The organism is Micromonospora peucetia (assembly GCF_900091625.1).
Classification (GTDB): Bacteria; Actinomycetota; Actinomycetes; order Mycobacteriales; family Micromonosporaceae; genus Micromonospora; species Micromonospora peucetia.
The window spans coordinates 147313-169571 of the sequence record NZ_FMIC01000002.1 but is presented as its reverse complement, the minus strand read 5'-3'; the positions used below and the strand labels follow the sequence as shown (position 1 = coordinate 169571).

Genomic DNA, 22259 nt, shown 5'->3' with positions numbered 1-22259 from the left:
CGCCATGGGACGCCACCGGAGCCGTTCTGTACCGCGTAACAGCGCCTGGGCGTCGGCGCGCGCCCGCGCCGACGCCGGGAAAGGACCCCGCATGAGCCTCTCGGCCACGACGGCGCCGCCGTCGCCCGCCGCACCGCCACCCCGCCCGCCCGCGCGGCGCCGGTCCCGGTCGCACTCGCTGACCCGGCTGGACCTGAAGTACTCGCCGTACCTGTACATCGCGCCGTTCTTCGTGGTCTTCGGCATCTTCGGGCTCTACCCGATGCTGCGGACCGCCTGGATGTCCCTGCACGACTGGAACCTGATCGGCGACCACAGCTTCGTCGGGTTCGACAACTACGTCGCCCTGGTCAAGGACGAGTACTTCTGGAACGCCACGCTAAACACGTTCGGCATCTTCCTGCTGTCGACCATCCCGCAGCTGCTGCTCGCCCTGTTCCTGGCGAACCTGCTCAACCGCACCTTCCTGCGCGCACGCACCCTGTTCCGGATGGCGATCTTCATGCCGAACGTGGTCTCGGTGACCGCCGTGGCGATCGTCTTCGGCATGCTCTTCCAGCGCGACTTCGGCGTGATCAACTGGCTGCTCAGCTTCGTCGGGATCGACGCCGTCGACTGGGACGCCGAACGGTGGAGCTCCTGGACCGCCATCGCCTCCATGGTCAACTGGCGGTGGACCGGCTACAACACCCTGATCCTGCTCGCGGGCATGCAGGCCATCCCGCGTGACCTGTACGAGGCGGCGTCGCTCGACGGCGCCAGCCAGTGGAAGCAGTTCTGGCGGATCACCCTGCCGATGCTCACGCCGACCTTCGTCTTCGTGGTGATCCTCTCCACCATCGGCGGGCTCCAGCTCTTCACCGAGCCGCTCGTCTTCGCCAACGGCAACATCATCGGCGGCGACCAGCGCGAGTTCCAGACCCTGGCCATGTACATGTACGAGCTGGGCATCGAGAACCTCAACACCGCCGGCTACGGCGCCGCGGTCGCCTGGGCGATGTTCCTGATGATCGCCCTCGTCTCGGGGATCAACTTCCTGCTCGTCCGCCGCACGGTGAAGTGAGGAACGCGGAGATGAACTCGGCATCCCGGCGCCTGTGGCGCACCAGCCCACTGACCTACGTCGCGCTCGTCCTGGCGACGCTGTTCTCGATCTACCCGTTCTACTACATGGTGGTCATCGCCACCCGCAGCCTAGACTCGATCAACGACGTCCCGCCGCCGGTCACGCCGGCCGGGTCGTTCGGCGGCAACTTCGGCCGGGTGCTCGACAACGACGCGGCGAACTTCCTCACCGGCCTGCTCAACTCGGTGATCGTCTCCGGCGTCGTGACGGTCTCCGTGGTGATCACCGGCTCGCTGGCCGGCTTCGCCTTCGCCAAGCTGCGCTTCCGGGGCCGCAACGCCCTGCTGCTGACGATCATCGTCACCATGATGATCCCGACACAGCTCGGGCTCATCCCGCTCTGGGGCATGATCCAGGACCTGAACTGGTTCGACACCCTCTACGCGGTGACCGTGCCGTTCCTGGTCAGCGCGTTCGGCGTGTTCATGATGCGGCAGTACGCCACCCAGGCCATCTCCGACGAGCTGATCGAGGCGGGCCGGGTCGACGGGGCGAGCACCTTCCGGATCTACTGGAGCATCGTGCTGCCGGCGCTGCGTCCGGCCGCCGCCGTGCTCGGCCTGCTGACCTTCATGGAGACCTGGAACTCGTTCCTGTGGCCGTACGCGGTGCTCACCTCCGAGAACCCGACCCTCCAGGTCTCGCTGGCCTTCCTGTCGTACGCCTACTACACCGACTACTCACAGGTGTTCGCCGCCACGGCGGTCGGCACCCTACCGTTGGTGATCGTGTTCATCGTGTTCGGCCGCCAGATCGTCGGCGGCATCATGGAAGGCGCCGTCAAGTCGTGAGCAACCCCGCCAGCCCGCCCGCCGTCGGCGTCCTCGACGACCGTCCGCCGCTGACCTTCCCGCCCGGCTTCATCTGGGGCGCGGCCACCGCCGCGTACCAGATCGAGGGCGCGGCGGCCGAGGGCGGCCGGACCCCGTCGATCTGGGACACCTTCAGCCACACCCCCGGCCGAACAGTCGAGGGACACACCGGCGACGTGGCCTGCGACCACTACCACCGGCTCGGCGCCGACGTCGCGCTGATGGCCGAGCTGGGGCTGAGGTCGTACCGCTTCTCGGTCTCCTGGCCCCGGGTGCAGCCCGGCGGCAGCGGCCCGGCCAACGCCGAAGGGCTCGACTTCTACCGCCGGCTCGTCGACGAGTTGCTGGCGCACGGGATCGAGCCGTGGCTCACCCTCTACCACTGGGACCTGCCGCAGCCGCTGGAGGACGCCGGCGGCTGGCCGGCCCGGGACACCGCCGCGCGGTTCGCCGACTACACCACCCTGGTCGCCGACGCGCTCGGCGACCGGGTGCGCTACTGGACCACGCTCAACGAGCCGTGGTGCTCGGCGTTCCTCGGCTACGGCTCCGGCGTGCACGCGCCGGGCCGCTCGGACGGCGCCGACGCCGTCCGGGCCGGACATCACCTGATGCTCGGCCACGGCCTCGCCGTGCGGGCGCTGCGGGCGGCCCGGCCGACCGCCGAGGTCGGGGTGACGGTCAACCTCTACCCGGTCACCCCGGCCAGCGACGCGCCCGCCGACATCGACGCCGCACGGCGCATCGACGGGCTGGCCAACCGGTTCTTCCTGGACCCGCTGCTGCGCGGGTCCTACCCGGCGGACCTGACGGCCGACCTCGCCGGGATCACCGACTTCGGGCACGTGCGCGACGGCGACCTGGCGACCATCTCCACCCCGCTGGACGTGGTCGGCGTCAACTACTACAGCCGCCACGTCGTCGCCGCAGCGGTCCCCGGCGCCGAGCCGGAGCCGTACTGGCGGGCGCCGTCGTGCTGGCCGGGCAGCGAGGACGTCCGATTCGTCACCCGGGGCGTCCCGGTCACCGACATGAACTGGGAGATCGACGCCCCCGGTCTGGTGGAGACGCTGCGCCGGGTGCACGAGGAGTACACCGACCTGCCCCTCTACGTCACCGAGAACGGCTCCGCCTTCGTCGACGAGGTGGTCGACGGGCAGGTCGACGACGTCGACCGGCTGGCATACTTCGACGCCCACCTGCGCGCCGCGCACCAGGCGATCGAGGCCGGGGTGCCCCTGCGCGGATACTTCGCCTGGTCGCTGATGGATAATTTCGAGTGGGCCTGGGGCTACACCAAGCGGTTCGGGATGGTCCACGTCGACTACGACAGTCAGGTCCGTATCCCCAAGTCCAGCGCCAGGTGGTACGCCGAGGTGATCCGACGCAACGGTCTGGCCGCACAATAGGCCGGGGCCAGCCATCAACGGGCGGCCCCGACGTCACCCCGCGCGGGGTGGCGCCGGGGCCGGTCCGCCGTCGGAGGAGCAGACAATGACAACGCAGCGCACCCGGTCGCTCGGGCGCCCGACCCTCGACGCCGTCGCCGCCCGCGCCGGCGTCGGTCGCGGGACGGTCTCCCGGGTGGTCAACGGCTCACCCCAGGTGAGCCCCGAGGCGCGCGCCGCGGTGCAGCAGGCCATCGCCGAGTTGGGGTACGTGCCGAACCGGGCCGCCCGCGCCCTGGTCACCCAGCGCACCGACTCCATCGCCCTGGTGGTCTCGGAATCCGGCGACCGGGTCTTCACCGAGCCGTTCTTCGCCGGCATCGTCCGGGGAGTCAGCTCGGGGCTGCTGGAGACCCCGTTGCAACTCTGGCTCGCCATGGTGCAGTCGCCGATCGAGCGGGAACGGGTCGAGCACCACCTGACCAACCAGCACGTCGACGGGGTCCTGCTGCTGTCGCTGCACGACTCCGACCCGCTGCCCACCCTGCTGGAGGAGCGCGGCCTGCCCACCGTGCTCGGCGGCCGGCCGGCCCGGATGCTGCAACCCGGCGCGCAGCCGGCGTACTACGTCGACGTGGACAACGTCGGCGGCGCCCGGCGGGCGGTGGAACACCTGGCCGGCCGAGGACGGCGGCGCATCGCCACCATCGCCGGCCCCCAGGACATGGGCGCCGGCCTGGGCCGGCTGACCGGCTACAAGGAGGCGGTCAGGGCCGCCGGGGGCGGGGTCAACCCCGACCTGATCACGTACGGCGACTTCAGCGAGGGCAGCGGGGCGGCCGGGATGCGCCGGCTGCTGGAGGTCTGCCCCGATCTCGACGCCGTCTTCGTCGCCTCCGACCTGATGGCGTTCGGGGCGCTGCGCGCGCTGCGCGAGGCGGGTCGCCGGGTGCCGGAGGACGTGGCGGTGATCGGCTTCGACGACGCCGCCATCGCCCGGCAGTCCGAGCCACCGCTGACCACCGTCCACCAGCCGGTGGAGGAGATGGGCCGGCAGATGGCCCGCCTGCTGGTCTCCCGCATCCGTGGCGACGAACTCCCGTCCCCCACATCCTGCTCGACACCCAACTCGTCGAACGTGCCTCCGCCTAACCCCACCCCCTCCCCGCGCGGTCCCCTCTCCGTGCGGTCCCCTCTCCGCGCGGTGACCGCCCCGCGCGGTGACCGCCCCGCGCCGTCGATCTTGCATTTACGGCCCGGGCATTTTGGACATTATTCGCATGACGGGGACACAAAGTGCAAGATCGACGACGCGGGGGCACAAAGTGCAAGATCGACGACGTGAGGGTGCGACGGCGTGAGGGTGCGAACGGCGTGACGGTGGGGAGGGGCGGGGGCGGGGAGTGGGTTAGGCGGGGGACGGGGTCCAGCGGCGTAGTTCGCGCTTGGCCAGCGAGGAACGGTGCACTTCGTCGGGGCCGTCGGCGAGGCGCAGGGTGCGGGACTGGGCCCAGAGGGCGGCCAGTGGGGTGTCCTGGCTGACGCCGGCCCCGCCGTACGCCTGGATGGCCTTGTCGATCACCCACTCGGCCATGGCGGGAGTGGCGATCTTGATGGCCTGGATCTCGGTGTGCGCGCCCTTGTTGCCGACCGTGTCCATCAGCCAGGCGGTCTTGAGCACCAGCAGGCGGGCCTGCTCGATGCGCACCCGCGACTCGGCGATCCACTCGCGTACCACGCCCTGTTCGGCGAGCGGCCGGCCGAACGCGACCCGCTCGATCGCCCGCCGGCAGAGCAGCTCCAGAGCCCGCTCCGCCATGCCGACCAGCCGCATGCAGTGGTGGATCCGGCCGGGGCCGAGCCGGGCCTGGGCGATTGCGAAACCGGTGCCCTCCGCCCCGACCAGGTTCGCCGCCGGTACGCGGACGTCGGTGAAGTCGATCTCGGCGTGGCCGCCGTGTGAGGCGTCGCTGTAGCCGAACACCGTCATGCCCCGGCGCACTGTGACGCCGGGAGCGTCCCGCGGCACCAGGATCATGCTCTGCTGGCGGTGTCGGTCGGCCGCCGGGTCGGTCTTGCCCATCACGATGAAGATCTCGCAGCGCGGGTCCATCGCCCCCGACGACCACCACTTGCGTCCGTTGATCACGTAGTGGTCGCCGTCGCGGGTGATCCGGGTGGCGATGTTTGTCGCGTCCGAGGACGCCACCTCCGGCTCGGTCATGCAGAACGCCGAGCGGATCTCGCCCGCCAGCAGCGGACGCAGCCAGCGCTCCTGCTGCTCCGGCGAGCCGAACTCGGCGAGCAGCTCCATGTTGCCGGTGTCCGGCGCGGCGCAGTTGAGCGCCTCCGGGGCCAGGTGCGGGCTGCGCCCGGTCAGCTCGGCCAGCGGAGCGTACTGGAGGTTGGTCAGCCCGGCACCGTGGCGCGGGTCGGGCAGGAAGAGATTCCACAGGCCGCGCTCGCGCGCCTCGGCCTTCAACTCGGTCATCACCGGGGAGCGGGCCCACGGGTCGCCGGCGGCTGCCACCTGCGCGGCGTGCACCGCCTCCGCCGGGTAGACGTGCTCGTCCAGGAACGCGGTCAGCGCGGCCCGCAACTGCTCGGTGCGGGTGTCGTAGGCGAAGTCCATCAACGCTCCCTGGCGGCGGTCAGCCCGTGTTCGACCAGCGGTGCCACCATCTCGCCGATCCGGTCGAAGCCCTCGCCCAGCGTCTGCCCGAGCGTGTGCCGGTAGTGGATGCCCTCGCAGATCACCGCGAGCTTGAAACAGCCGAGTGCGACGTGCCAGTGCAAGGGCCCGACGTCGATGTCGCCGCGCCCGGCGTACCGCTCGATCAGCTCCGACCCGGTGGGGAACCCGGCGCGCGGGCCGAGCCCGTCGGCGACCGGGTTGTCGACGGCCGAGTCGCTGCCGCCGAGCACCTCCCAGTAGGTGAGCAGCAGCCCCAGGTCGGCCAGCGGGTCGCCGAGGGTGGCCATCTCCCAGTCGAGCACGGCCCGCACCGCCACCGGGTCGACGGTGGCGAGGAGGTTGTCCAGCCGGTAGTCGCCGTGCACGATCCGGCCGGCGTTCGCGCCCTCCGGCACGGTGCCGGCGAGCAGGTCGCGCAGCTCCTCGATGCCGGGCAGCGGCCGGCTGCGGGACCGGTCCAGCTGGCCGGCCCACCGGCGGACCTGCCTCGCGAGATAACCCTCCGGCCGGCCGAAGTCGGCCAGCCCGATCGAGGCGGGCTCGACCGCGTGCAGCGCGGCGAGGGTGTCCATCATCGCCAGCGCCAGCTCCCGCCGCTGGTCGGCGGTGAGCGGATCGGTCTGGGCGCGGGTGCGGAACACCTCGCCGCGTACCCGCTCCATCAGGTAGAAGGGTGCCCCGATCACCTCGGCGTCCTCGCAGAGCAGCAGCGCACCGGGCACCGGCACCTCGGTCGGCGCCAGCGCGGAGATCACCCGGTACTCCCGGGCCATGTCGTGCGCGGTGGCCAGCACATGCCCGAGCGGCGGGCGGCGCAGCACCACCTCCCGCTCGCCGACACCCAACAGGTAGGTCAGGTTGGACTTGCCGCCGGCGATCAGCCGGGCCCGCAGCGGACCCTCGGCCAGCTCGGGCCGGTGTCGGGCCAGGTAATCGGCGAGCCGGTCGAGATCCAGCCCTCGGGGGGACGCGGCGGGAGCAGGGACACTGCCCGGCCCGTACGCGTCGACGGCCGGCTCGGTCATCCGAATAGTTGATGGCAGCTCCGCCATGTTGTCAAGGTCAGGAGTTGACCCTCGGGACATGCTGCGGCAACAGGGGCGAAACGGCCACCGGCCAGGCTGGGGCCCAGCCTGCCGGCCAGCCGCGCCGGCCCGCCCAGCGGAGGGTCAAGACATGTTGCTGCGAGTTCGGGTCACCCTGCCGGACCGTCCGGGCACGCTCGGTCAGGTGGCCCGCACCATGGGCGTCTGCGGTGCCGACATTGTCCAGGTGATCGTCCTGGAGCGCCTCGGCGGGCGGGCGGTGGACGACTTCACCGTGGTCTGGCCGGGAGCGGCACGGGTCGAGCGGCTGCTGGCCGGGCTGGCGGCGATCCCCGGCGTCCGGGTGGACGGGGTGTGGCGGGCGATCGGGGCACCCACCACCTCCGGGCAGGACGCCGAACTGCTGGCTCAGGTCGCGGCCAACCCGGTCGAGGGCGTCGCCATCCTGGTCGACGCCGTCCCCGGGCTGCTCGCGGCGGACTGGGCGGTCGCCGCCGTGGTGCCGGTGGACTGGGCCGCCCGGACCGGCGCCGCCGGGGAGGCAACCGTCGGGTACGCGAGCTGGCGCGCGCCCGTACCGCCGCCGCTGCCGGAGGTGACCCCGCTGCGCGCCCGGGCGATCAGTGCGCCCGGCGGACACTTCGCGGTGGCGCCGTTCGGTCGCGCCGGCCTGGTGCTGGTGGTGGCCCGGGAGCGTGCCGGAACGCCGGCCGCGGCAGCCTTCCACGCCACGGAGGTGGACCGGCTGGCGCAGCTCGTCCGGGCCGCCGCGGTGATCCTCGGCGACCGGCTCGACCTGGTCGGTGCGCCGCCGGTGGCCGCGAACCCCTGAGCCTGGCCGTCCGGACGGCGGTCGGTGTGGCGCAGGTCGCGCGGCCGAACCGGAGCCGTCACCCCCGGGCAACCGGCCCGCAACAGCCACCGGCGAGGGTCGTACCGGGGAAGGGAGTGAACCATGACGCTGTGGCGGATCCGGGCGACCGTGGACGACCGGCCGGGCTACCTGTCGGTGCTGACGGCGAGCCTGGCGTTGCGAGGAGTCAACATCCTCGCCGTGCAGGTGCACACCACCGAGTGGGGCGCCGTCGACGACTTCCTGGTCGACGCGCCGGACACGCTCGACGAGGCCGACCTCGTCGCCGCCGTGGAACGGGGGCGGGGCCGGGACTGCTGGGTCGCGCGCAGCGAGGCGCGCGGGCTCGTCGACCAGCCCACCCGGTCGCTCGGCCTGGCCACCCGCCTGGTGCGCGATCCGGACGCGATCGGGGAGGCGCTGCGCACCCTGCTCGGCGCGGACGCGGTCACCTGGCGACCCGCGTCGGCCGGCTCCGGCTGCGGGCTCGCCGACACCACCATGCTGCTGGACGACCCGGCCGGCGGGTCGTTTGCGTTGCGCCGCGCCGTGCCGGGCTTCACCCCGGCCGAGTACGCCCGGGCCCAGGCCCTGGTCGAGCTGTCGGACGCCATCGTGCGCCGGGCCGCGGAGCGGGTCACCCTGGTGTTGCCCGACGGCGCCGAGGCGGCCGTACGACCGGCGACCGCGGGCGACCTGCCTGGCGTGGTCGAACTGCACGAGGGATGCTCGGCGTGCAGCCGGCACCGCCGCTACCTGGGCGGGGCGGCGGTGCCCTCGCCGGCCCGGCTGCGCCGGCTGCTGGAGCCGGCCCGGGGCGTGACCCTGCTCGCCACGACCGCCGACGCCGGGGCGACGGAGTCGGTGGTGGCGATGGCGAACCTGCTCGCCGAGGGCGACGAGGCCGAGGTGGCGCTGCTGGTCCGCGACGACTGGCAGCGGCGGGGCCTCGGCTCGGCCCTGCTGCGCCGGCTGGTCCGGCACGCCGAGCAGGCCGGCTACGCGGCCCTGGTGCTGCACGTCCACGCCGGGAACGCCCCGATGCTGCGTACCGTGCGGCGGCTCGGCCGGCCCACCCCGACCGAGCGGGACGGCTCCCTGGTGACCCTGACCGTTCCGCTCGTAGCGGGCGCGTCCGCGCGGCACGGCTGAGCTGTGACCTGTCGTCGGGCGTCAGGAGGGGCACCCTGCCAGCGGAACGCGTCAACAGGGTGCCCCTCCGTGCAGCTCAGGTGGTCGGGTAGCTGTTGTAGTCGGGGAAGTTGCCGTAGAGGCGGTCGGCGCCGCCCTGGGTGACCGCCTGCACCAGCAGGTCGCCACCGACGAAGGCGCCCTTCCAGGACGCGCCCCGGCCACCGAACGGCTCGTCCCGGTCGCCCCGGGAGCGTGGCTTGTTGATGCCCACCTTGAACGCCTGGAGGTCGACCGCGAGCTTGCCGGCCAGTTCCTCGTCGTCGCAGGCCAGCGAGGCGACCAGCGCGCCGTTCGAGGCGTTCATCGCGGCCAGCAGTTCGTCGGTGGTGTCCACCACGACGATGGTGTCGACCGGGCCGAACGGCTCGGCGTGCATCAGCCGGGACCGGCCGGGCGGGGCCAGCAGCACCGACGGGGCGACGTACGCCGAGCTGTCCTGCCCGTCGAGGAACGGCGCACCGCGCAGCTTGCCCCGGTGCAGCGGCACCGCGCCGCCGCGTACCGCCTCGTCGACCTTGCGGCGCAGCTCGGCGGCCTTGGCGGCGCTGATCAGCGGGCCGAAGTCCAGCTCGGGCAGCGGGTCGCCGGCCCGCCAGGTCTCGTCCACCGCGAGCGGGTGTCCGAACCGGACGGAACGCACCACTGGCAGGTACATGTCGAGGAACTCGTCGACGAGGTCCCGCTGGACCACGAACCTCGGGTACGCGGTGCAGCGCTGCTTGCCGTACTCGAAGCCCTTCTTGAGGTGCCCGGCGAGCAGGTCCCACTGGGAGAAGTTCCAGATGCCCCAGGCGTTCAGGCCCTCCTGCTCGATGAAGTGCCGCTTGTCGGAGTCGAGCAGCGCGGCGGCGACCTTGCCACCGTTGGAGCGCCCGCCGACGAACGCCACCGCGCCGATCTCCGGTGCCCGGACCAGCACCTCGGACAGCTCCTCGCCGCCGCCGGATACCAGGGTGGCGGGCAGCCCGGCCCGGCGCATCAGCGCGTGCGCGACGGTGAGGCAGACCGCCCCGCCCTGTGTCGGGGTCTTCGCGATGACCGCGTTGCCGGCGAGCAGCTGCACCAGCTCGGCGTGCACGAGCACACTCATCGGGTAGTTCCACGACGCGATGTTGCTGACCGGTCCCGGCAGCGGCTCCCGGCCGTCGGCGAGCATCCGGTCGATCTCGTCGACGTACCAGCGGACGCCGTCCAGCGCCCGGTCCACGTCGGCGCAGGCCAGCCGCCACGGCTTGCCGATCTCCCAGACCAGCAGCAGGGCGAGCAGGTCGCGGTGGGCGGTGAGCGCCTCCAGGGCGTCGGTGACCCGGGCCTTGCGTTCGGCGAGCGGGGTGTCGGCCCAGACCCGGTGCGCCGCGGCGGCGTGCGCGACCGCGGCGCGGGCGGACCCGGCGTCGAGGCGGGCCAGGTTGACCAGCACGGTGTTGTCGACCGGCGTACGGACCGGGCTGGGTGAGCCCACCGGGTGCCAGTCGCCGCGAACGAGGTTGTGCAGGGTGGTGACACCGTCGACCGGGGGCCCGAACGCCTCCGGCGCGGCGGCCACCGCGCGGGCGAGGGTGTCGGACCAGGCGGTGCCGTCGGCGAGTCGTAGAGCCATCGCGATCTCCTCAGGGTTGGCCGGGGGAGCGGCAACGTCGATGGCACCGCTGATGTGGCGTACTGTCGCGCGCCGGGAAGGGGCCGGCAACAGTACGTTCGTATGCCGGAACGCCAGGCCCGCGCCGTCCCGGCCGGGACGCGCGTTTCCGGTCGCCTTCCAGGGCCAGGACCTGCATGTACGAGGAATCGGCATCAACGCGTATCGATGATGTGACGAATCTCCGGTGCGCGGGTAAGGGCTTTCCCGTCGGCGCCTGTGAGCGGGTGGCCCGTCCCGGGCGCCCTTCCCAAATCGGCGGCCGCCGCTTTATATTGTCGATTATCCATGGGAGCGCTCCCGGGCCCGTGGTCGCACCCCTTCACCCTCGCCGGCACGTCCCGCCCGTAGGTCCGCGCGCCGTCCCGGTGCTGCCGGCGACGCCACCGACAGGAGCACCGTCATGCGCCACCCGAGACGCCCGTGTCGGCCGGCCGACCAGCCCTGGGCCCGCCGCCTGCTGGCCGCCGGCACGGCCCTCGCCGCCGGCCTCGCCCTCGCGGTCACCCCCGTGCCCGCCTCCGCCGCCCCTGCCTCCGACTCTGCCTCCGCTGGCCCGGCGCGGACCGTGAACGCCACTCCCGCCTCCGCCAGCCCACCGCGGACCGCGAATGCCACCCCCGTCTTCAACTACGCCGAGGCGCTACAGAAGTCGCTCTACTTCTACGAGGCGCAGCAGTCCGGCCCGCTGCCGGCCTGGAACCGGGTCTCCTGGCGCGGCGACTCCGCGCTCACCGACGGCGCCGACGTCGGGCTCGACCTCACCGGCGGCTGGTACGACGCCGGCGACCACGTCAAGTTCGGCTTCCCGATGGCGTCCAGCGCCACCATGCTCGCCTGGGGCGCCGTCGAATACCGCAATGGTTACGTCGCCTCCGGCCAGCTGCCGCACCTGCTGAACAACCTGCGGTTCGTCAACGACTACTTCATCCGGGCACACCCGGCGCCCAACGTCCTCTACGGGCAGGTCGGCAGGGGCGACGACGACCACCGGTGGTGGGGCCCGGCTGAGGTGCTGCCGATGGCGCGGCCCGCGTACAAGATCGATGCGAGCTGCGGCGGCGCGGACCTGGCCGGGGAGACGGCGGCGGCGATGGCCGCGTCGTCGATGGTCTTCCGGCCCACCGACGCGACCTACGCCGACCGGCTGCTGGGGCACGCCAGGCAGCTCTACACCTTCGCCGACACCGTGCGGAAGAGCTACCACGAGTGCATCACCGACGCGACCAGCTTCTACCGCTCCTGGAGCGGCTGGCAGGACGAGCTGGTCTGGGCCGCCATCTGGCTGCACCGGGCCACCGGCGACCCGGCCTATCTCGCCAAGGCCGAGAGCGAGTACGACAGGCTCGGCACCGAGAACCAGAGCACCACCCGCTCCTACAAGTGGACCATCGCCTGGGACAACAAGCAGTTCGGGGCGTACGTGCTGCTGGCCAACCTGACCGGCAGGCAGAAGTACGTCGACGACGCCAACCGCTGGCTGGACTACTGGACCGTCGGCGTCAACGGGCAGCGGGTGCCGTACTCGCCCGGCGGGATGGCCGTGCTCGACTCGTGGGGGGCGCTGCGCTACGCCGCGAACACCTCCTTCGCCGCCCTCGTCTACAGCGACAGGACCACCGACGCCACCCGCAAGGCCCGCTACCACGACTTCGCCGTCCGGCAGATCAACTACGCGCTCGGCGACAACCCGCGCGCCTCCAGCTACGTCATCGGCTTCGGGGCCAACTTCCCGAAGAACCCGCACCACCGCACCGCGCACGGCTCCTGGTGGGACAGCCAGACCGTGCCCGCCGAGACCCGGCACACCCTCCACGGCGCGCTGGTCGGCGGTCCGTCGGCGGCCAACGACGCGTACACCGACAGCCGGTCGGACTACGTGATGAACGAGGTCGCCACCGACTACAACGCCGGCTTCACCTCCGCGCTGGCCCGGCTCTCCCAGGAGTACGGCGGCACCCCGCTGGCCGGATTCCCGCAGGCCGAGACGCCGGACATCGACGAGCTGACCGTGGAGACCACGGTGATGCAGGCCGAGCCGCGCGCCACCGGCCTCAAGGCCATCGTCTACAACAGGTCGGCGTTCCCGGCCCGCGCCCTGACCGCCGGGAAGTTCCGCTACTACTTCCGCCCCGACGGCACCGGCCCGGTCACGGTCACCCCCGGCTACACCCAGGGCTGCCCGTCGCCGTCCACGGCCCGCCAGCACAGCGGCGACATCTGGTACGTCGAGGTGGACTGCACCGGGCACACCATCGCGCCCGCCGGGCAGTCGCAGCACCGGATGGAGGTGCAGTTCAAGATCGGGGTGCCCGAGGGCGGCACCTGGGACCCGACGAACGACCCGTCGTACCAGGCGGCGGCGGGACCGAACCGGAAGGTCACGCTCTACTCCGGCGCCACCCGGGTCTGGGGTGACGAGCCCGCGCCGGGCACCCCGGACAGCACCGCGCCGAGCGTTCCCGGCGCCCCCGTCGCCTCGGCCGTCACCGCGACCGGGCTGACCCTCACCTGGCCCGCGTCCACCGACACTGGCGGCAGCGGGCTGGCCGGCTACGAGGTCACCCAGGCACAGGTCGGCAGCGACGCGCTCGTCCTGCTCAACTCGGCCACCAACTCGCTGGCGGTGACGGGGCTGCTGCCCGAGCGGACGTACCGCTTCTCGGTCCGGGCCCGCGACGGTGCCGGCAACCGGTCGGCCGCCTCGCCCGTGGCCGAGGTGACCACGCCCGCCGCGCCGGCCCCCGACACGGTCGCGCCGACCCGCCCCGGTACCCCGACCGCCTCGGCGGTCACCGCCACCGGGCTCACCCTGAGCTGGGCCGCGTCGACCGACAACGTCGGGGTCGCCGGGTACCGGGTCTACCGCGAGGCCGGCGCGACCGACGCGCTGGTCGGCTCGCCCACCGGCACCACGCTGGCGGTGACCGGGCTGACCGCCGCCACCGCGTACCAGTTCTACGTGGTCGCCGTGGACGCCGCCGGCAACGCCTCGGCGGCGTCCGCACCGGTCGCCGTCACCACACCTGAGCTGCCCGCGTCCGGCGGTTGTTCGGTGAGCTGGACGGCCAGCACCTGGGACACCGGCTTCACCGCGAACGTCACCGTCACCAACACCGGCACGACCACCATCGACGGCTGGACGCTCGCCTTCAGCTTCCCCAACGCCGGTCAGCGGGTCGGCCAGGGCTGGTCGGCGACCTACACCCAGACCGGCACCGCGGTCACCGCCACCAACATCTCCTACAACGGCAGGCTCGCGCCGGGGGCGTCGACGAGCTTCGGCTTCAACGGCACCCACACCGGATCGAACCCGAAGCCCGCCGCGTTCACCCTCAACGGCACCCCCTGCACCGTCTCCTGACCCGGCGGCGACAGGTGGCGCAGGCGATGACGCCAAACCGCCGGCGCCCTGGACGCGCAGACCCGCGACATGATGAACGCGGACCGCCGCCTGAGATCTTGGACAGTTGCCGTTCTCCGAGGACGGCAACTGTCCAAGATCTACTTTTCGGGCCGCCAGCCGGCTGCGGTCAGGGCGCGGCGGACGGAGTCGGCGACCTCGTCGGGGCGGGCGCGGACCAGCCACGCCGGGAAGCGGAGGATGCGGTCCCCGGAGGTCCAGACGTCGTTCTGGCGCCTCATGTCGGCCGCCCAGTGCCGGACGTCCATGTGGTGCGCCCCGTCGATCTCGACGTGCAATCCCCACTCCCGCCAGTACGCGTCGAGCCACCGGGTCCGCCCGGAGGCGTCGGCGCGCCGCTGCTGGAGGTGGGGCGCGGGCAGGCCATGGCGGCGGCACAGCCGGACGAAGTCGATCTCCGAGAGCGCCTCCGCGCCGCCGGCGATGTCGGCCGCGGTCTGCCGGATCAACGCCCGCCGAGGAGCCCGGGGCAGCACGTCCAACACCGCCGACAACTCCTCCGGCGTGACCCGTCGCTGCTGACAGCCGGCCGCCAGCGTCACCTGCGCCTGGTCCACGGTACGAGCCCAGCCGGCCGCGTCCACCAGTGCCCGGGCGGTGGTGGTGCGCGGCGGACGGGCGCGCTGTAGATGCGTCGACGGCAGCACCGACGCGCGGTGCACGACGACCGCCGGCATGTCGATCGGCAGCCGGCCCAGTACGGTGCGGCCCGCCCGCCGGTGCGCCGGCACGAGCACGTGCAGCGGCTCGCGCCGCAGCCCTCGTACGCCCGCCTCGGCGGCAGCCGTCGGGCCGGCCAGTACGGCCCCGGGACCTGCGGCGAGCACTGCCACCCACAACTGCTGGTCGCGGGTGAGCCGGCCGTTGCCCATCAGCACGACGCCCCGGCAGATCGAGCGCCAACGCCCGGAGCGAACCCGTCCGCGTACGGTGCCCTCGGTCAGCGACCGGGTCAACTGGGCGGTGGTGACGACGCCGGCCTGTTCGAACGCCAGCCAGTCGAGCACGTCGGCCTCGTCGGCCGGAAGGGTGGGGTGCACCCCACCCACCCTCGCCGCCTGTCCCGCCCTTCACCGCCGGATCTCCGACCGCCCCGCTCACGGATCTTGGACAGTTTCCGTTCCACGGGGACGGTAACTGTCCAAGATTCGGGGCATCCGCACACCATGGGAGAGGCGTTGCTGACGGTGGGGCACGGGGCGGCGGACCGGGAGCGGCTGGGCGGGCTGCTGACCGGCGCCGGGGTCGCGCTCGTCGTGGATGTGCGGCGGTTCCCGGCCAGCCGGACCAACCCCGACGTACGCCGGGAGGAGCTGGCCCGCTGGCTGCCGGCGGTTGGCGTGGACTACCGCTGGGAGCAGCGCCTCGGCGGCCGGCGGCACACCCCGGCCGGCGCCGACGAGCCGGACAGCTGGTGGACCGTCGCCGCCTTCCGGGCGTACGCGGCGTACACCCGTACCGCCGGATTCCGGTCGGCGCTGGACGCGGTGCTGGCCGACGCGGCGGCCCGGACCACGGCGGTGATGTGCAGCGAGAGCCTCTGGTGGCGTTGCCACCGGCGGCTGATCGCCGACGTCGCCGTGCTGGGGCACGGCGTGCCGGTGGCCCACCTGATGCCCGACGGCCGGCTCACCCCGCACCGCCCCGCCGACGGCGCCCGCAGGCTGGCCGACGGCGACGGCAGGCTGGCCGACGGCGACCTCGTCTGGGACGGGTGACCGACATGCGGAGCCGCGCGTCGGGGCGGCACGTCCGGCTCGCGGTTCAGTCGACGGTCGGTTCAGTCGACGGTCGGTTCAGTCGGCCAGGTCCTCGGCGAGCAAATCCATCAGCAGCCCGTCGTGCCACCGCCCGTCCTCGCCGCGTTCGTAGCGGCGCAGCAACCCGACGGGCCGGAAGCCGATCTTCGCGTACGCCCGGATGGCCGCCGTGTTCGCCGCCGCCGGGTCGATGGTGAACCGGTGGTGGCCGTGCTCGTCGATCAGGTGCCGGGCCAGGGTGCGGATCGCGTCCCCGCCCAGCCCGGCGCCGCGTACCGCCGGGTCGAGGAAGATGTCCATGCTGGCGTGCCGGTAGTCCGGGTCCTCCTCGGCGTGCCACTGGATCGCGCCGACCACCCGGCCGTCGTGTTCGACGGCGTACACCGACAGGGCCTCGTCGGCGAGGTCGGCCCGGACGGCGGCGGGCAGGTCGTCGCCGCCGCGCCACCAGCGTCGGACCTCCGGGGTGGCCCGGATCGCGGCTAGCGTCGGCACGTCCCCGGCCGTCGCCGGCCGCAGGGTCACTGTCCGGCCCCGCAGCATCCGCCTCAGCCCCTGATCTCGCCGTGCTCGACGCAGACCGCCGCCCAACCGACCGGCAGCACCTGCACCTTCATCCGGCGGCGGCAGTACGCGCAGAAGCGCGGCGGCTCCAGCACCCGGGCCGCCGCGCAGCCGTCGTGCGACCCGACCGCCACGGCCTCGCCGCAACGGTCACACCAGGCGGCCGGCGCCGCACTGCCGGCTGCTGTCGCCGCGTCACTCGTCGTCACCGGATTGCTCACAGCGTCGCGGAGAGCGCCTTGACCGGCATCTTCAGGTCGTCGAGCAGGTCCAGGTCGGCTGTCGCCGGCCGGCCCAGGGTGGTCAGGTAGTTGCCGACGATTACCGCGTTGATGCCGCCGAGCAGGCCCTCGCGGGTGCCGAGGTCACCGAGGGTGAGCTCCCGGCCGCCCGCGTACCGCAGGATGGTGCGCGGCATGGCCAGCCGGAAGGCGGCGATGGCGCGCAACGCGTCCTTGCCCTCCACCACCGGCCGGTCGCTCAGCGGGGTGCCGGGGCGCGGGTTGAGGAAGTTCAGCGGAACCTCGTGCGGGTCCAGCTCGGCGAGCTGCGCGGCGAACTCGGCCCGCTGCTCCACCGTCTCGCCGAGGCCCAGGATGCCGCCGCAGCAGACCTCCATGCCGGACTCGCGGACCATCCGCAGGGTCTCCCAGCGCTCCTCCCAGGAGTGCGTGGTGACCACGTTCGGGAAGTAGGAGCGGCAGGTCTCCAGATTGTGGTTGTAGCGGTGCACGCCCATGTCGACCATGTCGTCGACCTGCTCCTGGCTGAGCATGCCCAGCGACGCGGCCACCTGGATGTCGACCTCGGCCTTGATCGCGGCGACGCCCTCGCGCAGCTGCTTCATCAGCCGGGCGTCCGGGCCGCGCACGGCGGCCACGATGCAGAACTCCGTCGCCCCGGTCGCCGCCGTCTGCCGGGCCGCCTCGACCAGGGAGGGGATGTCCAGCCAGACGGCCCGTACCGGGGAGGTGAACAGGCCGGACTGCGAGCAGAAGTGGCAGTCCTCCGGGCAGCCGCCCGTCTTCAGCGAGACGATCCCCTCGACCTCCACCTCCGGGCCGCACCAGCGCATCCGCACCTCGTGGGCGAGCTGGAGGGCGGCGGGCAGGTGCTCGTCGGGCAGGTTCAGCACGGCGAGGACGCCGGCCTCGTCGAGACCGACGCCGTTCTCCAGCACCTGGGTTCGGGCCTGGTCGAGGATCTCTGGCATGGCTCGTACCATACAAGGCCGCCTGGCCGGGAGAAACGGCCCGCGTGCCGGGCCGCCGACGCCGGGGGTGGACACGCCGGGCCCGGGCCGACAGGTGGTAATTTCGCCCGGCGGAAGCGGCCGACGACGGTCGGCGCAGGCGGCGTGGGGGTGACGGTGGCGGACTGGCTGGCGGCGCTCGACCGCCGCGCCGAACTGCGCGCCAAGGCGGGGCTGACCCGCCGGCTGCGACCCCGGGCCGCCGACGACGCCGTGGTCGACCTGGCCGGCAACGACTACCTCGGCCTGGCCACCCACCCCGAGGTCACCGCCGCGGCGGCGCGGGCCCTGTCGGCGTACGGACTGGGGGCCACCGGTTCGCGGCTGGTGCGCGGCTCCACCGATGCCCACCACGCGCTCGAGGACGCCCTCGCCGACTGGCTCGGCGCCGAGCGGGCGCTCGTCTTCTCCTCCGGCTACCTGGCCAATCTCGGCGCGGTCCGGGCGCTGGTGCGGCCCCGTACGCTGCTCGTCTCCGACGCCCACAACCACGCGTCCCTGATCGACGGCTGCCGGATCTCCGGCGCGGAGACCGTGGTGACCCCGCACGCCGACGTCGCGGCGGTCGCCGCCGCGCTCGCCGCCGCGCCCGGCCGGCCGGCCGTGGTCGTCACCGAGTCGGTCTTCTCCGTCGACGGCGACCTCGCCCCGCTGGCCCGGCTGCACGCCGTCGCCCGGGAGCACGGCGCGCTGCTGCTCGTCGACGACGCGCACGCCCTCGGCGTGACCGGCCCGGCGGGCGCCGGGGGCGTCGCCGCAGCCGGCCTCGCCGGTCAGCCCGACGTGGTCGTCACCGCCACCCTCTCCAAGGCCCTCGGCGGCGCGGGTGGGGTGGTCGCCGGGCCGGCGGCGTTCGTCCGGCACGTGATCGAGACCGGCCGGACCTTCATCTTCGACACCGCGCTGCCCCCGGCCGTGGCTGCCGGCGTGCACGCCGCCGTCGGGCTGGCCCGCGCCGGCGACGACCTGCGCGCGGAACTGGCCGACCGGGCCGCCCTGGCCGCGCGCCGGCTGAACACCGCCGGACTGGCGGTCTCCGTCCCCGACGGCGCGGTCGTCTCGGTCACCGCCCCCGGCCCGGAGGCGGCGACCGCCTGGGCGGCCGACTGCCGCGACCGGGGGGTGGCCGTCGGATGCTTCCGGCCCCCGTCCACACCGGACAGCCGGTCCCGGCTGAGGCTGACCATCGGCGCCGGCATCCCCCGGGCGGACTTCGAGCGGGCCCTGGAGGTCATCGTGGAGTGTGCACCGTGAGCGCGAGGAGTGAGCCGGGTTTGCGAGCCCCGCAGTCGCGAGCCGAGGTGGCACCGTGAGCGCGAGGAGTGAGCCGGGTTTGCGAGCCTCGCAGTCGCGAACAAGGGTTGCGCCGTGAGCGCGAGGAGTGAGCCGGGTTTGCGAGCCCCGCAGTCGCGAACAGCGGTGGCACCGTGAGCGGGCCGTGGCGCGGGCCGGTGCTGGTGACCGGCACCGACACCGACGTGGGCAAGACGGTGGTCACCGCGGCGATCACGGCCGCCGCGCAGGCGGCCGGGCTGCGGGTCTCGGTGGTCAAACCCGCCCAGACGGGTACGGCCAGCGGCGAGCCCGGTGACGTCGACGCGGTCAACCGGCTGGCCGCCCCGCTGACCGGCCGGACCCTGGCCAGCTTCCCTGACCCGCTCGCCCCGCTGGCCGCGGCCCGGGTCGCCGAGCTGGAGCCGCTGGAGCTGTACACCGTTGTCGACGCGGTCCGCGAGGAGGCCGACAAGCACGACCTGGTGCTCGTCGAGGGCGCGGGCGGCCTGCTCGTACCGATGGGGCTGCGGCCCTCGGGGGAGGCCTGGACGGTGGCCGACCTGGCGGTGGCGCTGGGCTGCCCGGCCGTGGTGGTGGCCCGGGCAGGACTGGGCACCCTGAACCACACCGCGCTGACGCTGGAGGCGTTGGACCGCCGGGCGGTGCCGGCCGGCGTGGTGGTCGGCGCCTGGCCGGCCACGCCCGAGCTGGTGCACTGGGCCAACCTGCCCGACCTGGTGCCGAACCTGCTGGGCGCCCTGCCGGCCGGTGCCGGGGCGATGGATCCGGGGGTGTTCCGCCGGTCCGCGCCCGGCTGGCTCACCCCGGAGCTGTACGGGGTGCTCGACGACTGGCGTGCGTGGGCCGAGGAGATCAGCTGAGCACCTGACTTTCGTTGGTGTCGCCGCAGGTCGGGCGTGGGTAGCCTGGCCGCCGTGGAAAGCTGGTGGTCCGCTCGCGTCGGCGGCGGTCGGTGGTCCCGGCCGGCCGTCCGGCGGTGGACCGCGGACCTGCTCCTGTGGGTGACGACCGCCGCCCCGATCGGGTACGCCGGCGTCACCCCGCCACACTCGGGGCATGCCACGGCCCTGACGGTCGGCGCACTGCTGCTGCTCGCCGTGGCGGTGGCGGTCAGCCGGCGATGGCCGGTGGCCGCCCTGGTCGTGGTGGTGCTCGGGTCGCTGCTCGACGGCAACTTCCTCTTCGCGATCCCGGTGTTCAGCTATCTGACCGGTCGCCGCAGCGCCACCGCCGTCCCGGCCGCCGTCGCCTTCGGCGTGCTCGCGGCCGGTGGCACAGTGCTCAACCTGGGCCTGTTCGGCACCGGCGCGGCCACCTGGTTCCTGCTCGCCTCGGTGCTGCTCTTCGCCGGGGTGTTCCCGTGGCTCGTCGGGCGGTACCGGCGGCAGCAGGCCGTCCTGGCCGACGCCGGCCGCCGGCACGCCGAGGCGCGGGACCGGGAGCGGCGGGGCACCGCCGAGCGGATCCGGCTGCGGGAGCGGGCCCGCATCGCCCAGGAGATGCACGACTCGCTCGGGCACGACCTGAGCCTGATCGCCCTGCGCGCCGCCGCCCTGGAGGTCGCCGGCGACCTCGCCCCCCGGCACCGGGTCGCCGCCGGGGAGTTGCGGGCCAGCGTCGCCGCCGCCACCGAACGGCTGCACGGGATCATCGGGGTGCTCCGGGAGCCGGACGGCGCGGCGAGCACCCGGCCGGCCGACGAGAGTGTCGCCGAGCTGGTCGACGGGGCCCGGGAGGCGGGCGTGGCGGTGCGCCTGGACGGCGCGGACGCCCTGGCGCAGCTGTCACCGATGGCCGCGCACGCCGCACACCGGTTGGTCCGGGAGGCGCTGACCAACGCCGCCCGATACGCCCCCGGCGCGGCGGTCACCGTCGTGCTGACCCGGGACGGCGACCAGGTAGAGGTGGCCGTCGTCAACGCGCCACCGCCGGCCGGCCCGCTGCCCGGCCCGCCGTCAACCGGGTCCGGCCTGCTCGCCCTCACCGAGCGGGTACGACTCGCCGGTGGCGCCCTGGCGGCCGGTCACCGGGACGGCGGCGGCTTCGCCGTGCGCGCCCGGCTGCCGGTGACCGGCCGGCCGGAAGCCGACGTCCTCCCGCCGCCCGAGGGCGACCTGCTCCAGGCGCCGGACCGGTGGCCTGCGGCCGGTGGCCAGCCGGGGGAGGGGCCGGGCGACGCCGAGCGGCGGCTGCGCGACGCCCACCGGCGGGTCCGGCGCAGCCTGCTGACGGCGCTCGGTGCCCCGGTGGGGCTCGCGCTGGTCCTCGCGCTGGTCTACTACCCGGTCGCCACCGCCGGGACGGTCCTCGACGACGGGGCCTTCGCGCGGATGCCCGTCGGCGCGGCCCGTGCCGAGCTGACCGGGCTGCCCCGGCGGCAGCTCGACCCGCCGGCCGGGACGGCACGCCCCGGCTGCGAGCACTACACCGACGGTAACTTCCCCCTGGCCCAGCCGACGTGGCGGCTCTGCTTCGTCGAGGGCCGACTGGTCAGCAAGGAGCGGATCGACGGATGAACACCGAAACGGCCGGCCCGGTGCGGGTCGTCCTCGTCGACGACGAGGCGATGATCCGGGCCGGCGTCCGGGCCATCCTGGCCACCGACCCGGGGATCGAGGTGGTGGCCGAGGCCGGTGACGGCCGGACCGCGGTGGAACTCGTCCGGGCACACCGGCCCCGGGTGGCGCTGCTGGACATCCGGATGCCCAAGCTGGACGGGCTCAGCGCCGCCGCCGAGATCCGCCGGCTCGTGCCGGAGACGGCGACGGTCATGCTGACCACGTTCGGCGAGGACGACCATGTCGTCCGGGCGCTCGGGCACGGGGCGAGCGGTTTCCTGCTCAAGGCCGGCGACCCGCGCGAGCTGATCGCCGGGGTGCATGCCGTGGCCGACGGCGGCGCGTACCTGTCGCCGCGGGTGGCCCGCCGGGTGATCGAGCTGGGCGGTGACCGGATGGCCCGCCGGCCGATGGCCAGGGACCGGCTGGCCGGGCTGACCGAGCGGGAGCGGGAGGTCCTCGCGCTGGTCGGGGCCGGGCTGTCCAACGCCGAGATCGCCCGCCGGCTGCATCTGGTCGAGGGGACCGTGAAGAGCTACCTGACGAGCGTCTTCACCCGGCTGGAGGTGCGCAACCGGGTGCAGGCGGCGATCCTCGCGTACGAGGCGGGGCTGGTCGAGCCGACCGGCTGACCAGCCCCACCCGCGCCTCA

18 protein-coding genes and 1 pseudogene are annotated in these 22259 nt (G+C 73.7%); 12 read left to right on the top strand and 7 right to left on the bottom strand.

Annotated elements, in window-relative coordinates; translation table 11 throughout:
• Positions 1–91: 91 nt before the first annotated feature.
• The 4 genes and pseudogenes from GA0070608_RS01305 (at position 92) to GA0070608_RS01290 (ending at position 4478) form a co-directional block, all read left to right on the top strand.
• Positions 92–1063 carry a carbohydrate ABC transporter permease gene (locus GA0070608_RS01305; protein WP_091620138.1) on the top strand — a complete coding sequence of 324 codons (972 nt, stop codon included), beginning with the start codon at positions 92–94 and terminating at the stop codon, positions 1061–1063.
• A gap of 11 nt (positions 1064–1074) precedes the next feature.
• Positions 1075–1917: a carbohydrate ABC transporter permease gene (locus GA0070608_RS01300; protein WP_091620135.1), complete on the top strand. Its 843-nt coding sequence runs from the start codon at positions 1075–1077 to the stop codon at positions 1915–1917.
• Positions 1914–3347, top strand: coding sequence for a GH1 family beta-glucosidase (locus GA0070608_RS01295; RefSeq protein WP_091620130.1), 1434 nt, complete (start codon positions 1914–1916; stop codon positions 3345–3347). Before GA0070608_RS01300 ends, GA0070608_RS01295 begins: the two co-directional genes overlap by 4 nt.
• A gap of 85 nt (positions 3348–3432) precedes the next feature.
• Positions 3433–4478 (top strand): annotated as a pseudogene (locus tag GA0070608_RS01290) (LacI family DNA-binding transcriptional regulator).
• Between the two features lie 256 nt (positions 4479–4734).
• Here GA0070608_RS01290 and GA0070608_RS01285 read toward each other — a convergent pair.
• Positions 4735–5958 carry an acyl-CoA dehydrogenase family protein gene (locus GA0070608_RS01285; RefSeq protein WP_091620126.1) on the bottom strand — a complete coding sequence of 408 codons (1224 nt, stop codon included), beginning with the start codon at positions 5956–5958 and terminating at the stop codon, positions 4735–4737.
• Positions 5958–7046, bottom strand: a complete 1089-nt coding sequence (locus GA0070608_RS01280; protein ID WP_091620122.1) for a phosphotransferase family protein — start codon at positions 7044–7046, stop codon at positions 5958–5960. The genes GA0070608_RS01285 and GA0070608_RS01280 overlap by 1 nt, the downstream gene beginning before the upstream one ends.
• Positions 7047–7197: 151 nt before the next feature.
• On the opposite strand from GA0070608_RS01280, the gene GA0070608_RS01275 reads away from it, so the two are divergent.
• Complete coding sequence (locus GA0070608_RS01275; RefSeq protein WP_091620119.1) at positions 7198–7899, top strand: ACT domain-containing protein; 702 nt, start codon at positions 7198–7200, stop codon at positions 7897–7899.
• A gap of 123 nt (positions 7900–8022) precedes the next feature.
• Positions 8023–9072: a GNAT family N-acetyltransferase gene (locus tag GA0070608_RS01270; protein WP_091620116.1), complete on the top strand. Its 1050-nt coding sequence runs from the start codon at positions 8023–8025 to the stop codon at positions 9070–9072.
• A gap of 76 nt (positions 9073–9148) precedes the next feature.
• Here GA0070608_RS01270 and GA0070608_RS01265 read toward each other — a convergent pair whose 3' ends face one another.
• Complete coding sequence (locus GA0070608_RS01265) at positions 9149–10714, bottom strand: aldehyde dehydrogenase family protein (RefSeq protein WP_091620113.1); 1566 nt, start codon at positions 10712–10714, stop codon at positions 9149–9151.
• A 442-nt stretch (positions 10715–11156) separates the two neighbouring features.
• Between GA0070608_RS01265 and GA0070608_RS01260 the strand changes: the two genes are divergently transcribed.
• A complete protein-coding gene (locus GA0070608_RS01260) occupies positions 11157–14117 on the top strand; it encodes a glycoside hydrolase family 9 protein (protein WP_091620110.1) in 2961 nt (986 codons plus the stop codon).
• Positions 14118–14257: 140 nt separating this feature from the next.
• On the opposite strand, the gene GA0070608_RS01255 is transcribed toward GA0070608_RS01260, so the two are convergent.
• The gene (locus GA0070608_RS01255) at positions 14258–15217 is read right to left on the bottom strand and encodes an endonuclease domain-containing protein (RefSeq protein WP_245715655.1); all 960 of its coding nucleotides are present in this window, start codon (positions 15215–15217) and stop codon (positions 14258–14260) included.
• Positions 15218–15343: 126 nt separating this feature from the next.
• Between GA0070608_RS01255 and GA0070608_RS01250 the strand changes: the two genes are divergently transcribed.
• On the top strand, positions 15344–15895 hold the full coding sequence (locus GA0070608_RS01250) for a DUF488 domain-containing protein (RefSeq protein WP_091620105.1): 552 nt from the start codon (positions 15344–15346) through the stop codon (positions 15893–15895).
• Positions 15896–15973: 78 nt separating this feature from the next.
• On the opposite strand, the gene GA0070608_RS01245 is transcribed toward GA0070608_RS01250, so the two are convergent.
• From GA0070608_RS01245 to bioB, 3 genes are read right to left on the bottom strand one after another with little or no spacing between them, the layout of a single operon-like run.
• On the bottom strand, positions 15974–16480 hold the full coding sequence (locus GA0070608_RS01245) for a GNAT family N-acetyltransferase (RefSeq protein ID WP_091620101.1): 507 nt from the start codon (positions 16478–16480) through the stop codon (positions 15974–15976).
• 5 nt (positions 16481–16485) lie between these two features.
• A complete protein-coding gene (gene bsaP / locus GA0070608_RS01240; RefSeq protein ID WP_091634070.1) occupies positions 16486–16710 on the bottom strand; it encodes a biotin synthase auxiliary protein BsaP in 225 nt (74 codons plus the stop codon).
• Positions 16711–16718: 8 nt separating this feature from the next.
• On the bottom strand, positions 16719–17714 hold the full coding sequence (bioB, locus tag GA0070608_RS01235) for a biotin synthase BioB (RefSeq protein ID WP_091620098.1): 996 nt from the start codon (positions 17712–17714) through the stop codon (positions 16719–16721).
• 156 nt (positions 17715–17870) lie between these two features.
• On the opposite strand from bioB, the gene GA0070608_RS01230 reads away from it, so the two are divergent.
• The 4 genes from GA0070608_RS01230 (at position 17871) to GA0070608_RS01215 (ending at position 22239) form a co-directional block, all read left to right on the top strand.
• Positions 17871–19007 (top strand): 8-amino-7-oxononanoate synthase, encoded by a 1137-nt coding sequence (locus GA0070608_RS01230; RefSeq protein ID WP_091634063.1) that lies wholly within the window; start codon positions 17871–17873, stop codon positions 19005–19007.
• Between the two features lie 197 nt (positions 19008–19204).
• Positions 19205–19909: a dethiobiotin synthase gene (gene bioD / locus GA0070608_RS01225; protein WP_091634058.1), complete on the top strand. Its 705-nt coding sequence runs from the start codon at positions 19205–19207 to the stop codon at positions 19907–19909.
• Positions 19910–19963: 54 nt separating this feature from the next.
• Positions 19964–21565, top strand: a complete 1602-nt coding sequence (locus GA0070608_RS01220; protein ID WP_245715654.1) for a sensor histidine kinase — start codon at positions 19964–19966, stop codon at positions 21563–21565.
• Positions 21562–22239, top strand: coding sequence for a response regulator (locus GA0070608_RS01215; protein ID WP_091620092.1), 678 nt, complete (start codon positions 21562–21564; stop codon positions 22237–22239). The genes GA0070608_RS01220 and GA0070608_RS01215 overlap by 4 nt, the downstream gene beginning before the upstream one ends.
• Positions 22240–22259: the final 20 nt, after the last annotated feature.

Excerpts from the sequence above, each read along its gene's own strand:
- GA0070608_RS01265 (WP_091620113.1), bottom strand. The coding sequence starts at position 10,714 with ATGGCTCTACGACTCGCCGACGGCACCGCCTGGTCCGACACCCTCGCC.
- GA0070608_RS01300 (WP_091620135.1), top strand. The coding sequence starts at position 1,075 with ATGAACTCGGCATCCCGGCGCCTGTGGCGCACCAGCCCACTGACCTAC.
- GA0070608_RS01305 (WP_091620138.1), top strand. The coding sequence starts at position 92 with ATGAGCCTCTCGGCCACGACGGCGCCGCCGTCGCCCGCCGCACCGCCA.
- GA0070608_RS01260 (WP_091620110.1), top strand. The coding sequence starts at position 11,157 with ATGCGCCACCCGAGACGCCCGTGTCGGCCGGCCGACCAGCCCTGGGCC.
- GA0070608_RS01285 (WP_091620126.1), bottom strand. The coding sequence starts at position 5,958 with ATGGACTTCGCCTACGACACCCGCACCGAGCAGTTGCGGGCCGCGCTG.
- GA0070608_RS01245 (WP_091620101.1), bottom strand. The coding sequence starts at position 16,480 with ATGCTGCGGGGCCGGACAGTGACCCTGCGGCCGGCGACGGCCGGGGAC.
- GA0070608_RS01275 (WP_091620119.1), top strand. The coding sequence starts at position 7,198 with ATGTTGCTGCGAGTTCGGGTCACCCTGCCGGACCGTCCGGGCACGCTC.
- GA0070608_RS01280 (WP_091620122.1), bottom strand. The coding sequence starts at position 7,046 with ATGACCGAGCCGGCCGTCGACGCGTACGGGCCGGGCAGTGTCCCTGCT.
- GA0070608_RS01270 (WP_091620116.1), top strand. The coding sequence starts at position 8,023 with ATGACGCTGTGGCGGATCCGGGCGACCGTGGACGACCGGCCGGGCTAC.
- bioB (WP_091620098.1), bottom strand. The coding sequence starts at position 17,714 with ATGCCAGAGATCCTCGACCAGGCCCGAACCCAGGTGCTGGAGAACGGC.
- GA0070608_RS01215 (WP_091620092.1), top strand. The coding sequence starts at position 21,562 with ATGAACACCGAAACGGCCGGCCCGGTGCGGGTCGTCCTCGTCGACGAC.
- GA0070608_RS01250 (WP_091620105.1), top strand. The coding sequence starts at position 15,344 with ATGGGAGAGGCGTTGCTGACGGTGGGGCACGGGGCGGCGGACCGGGAG.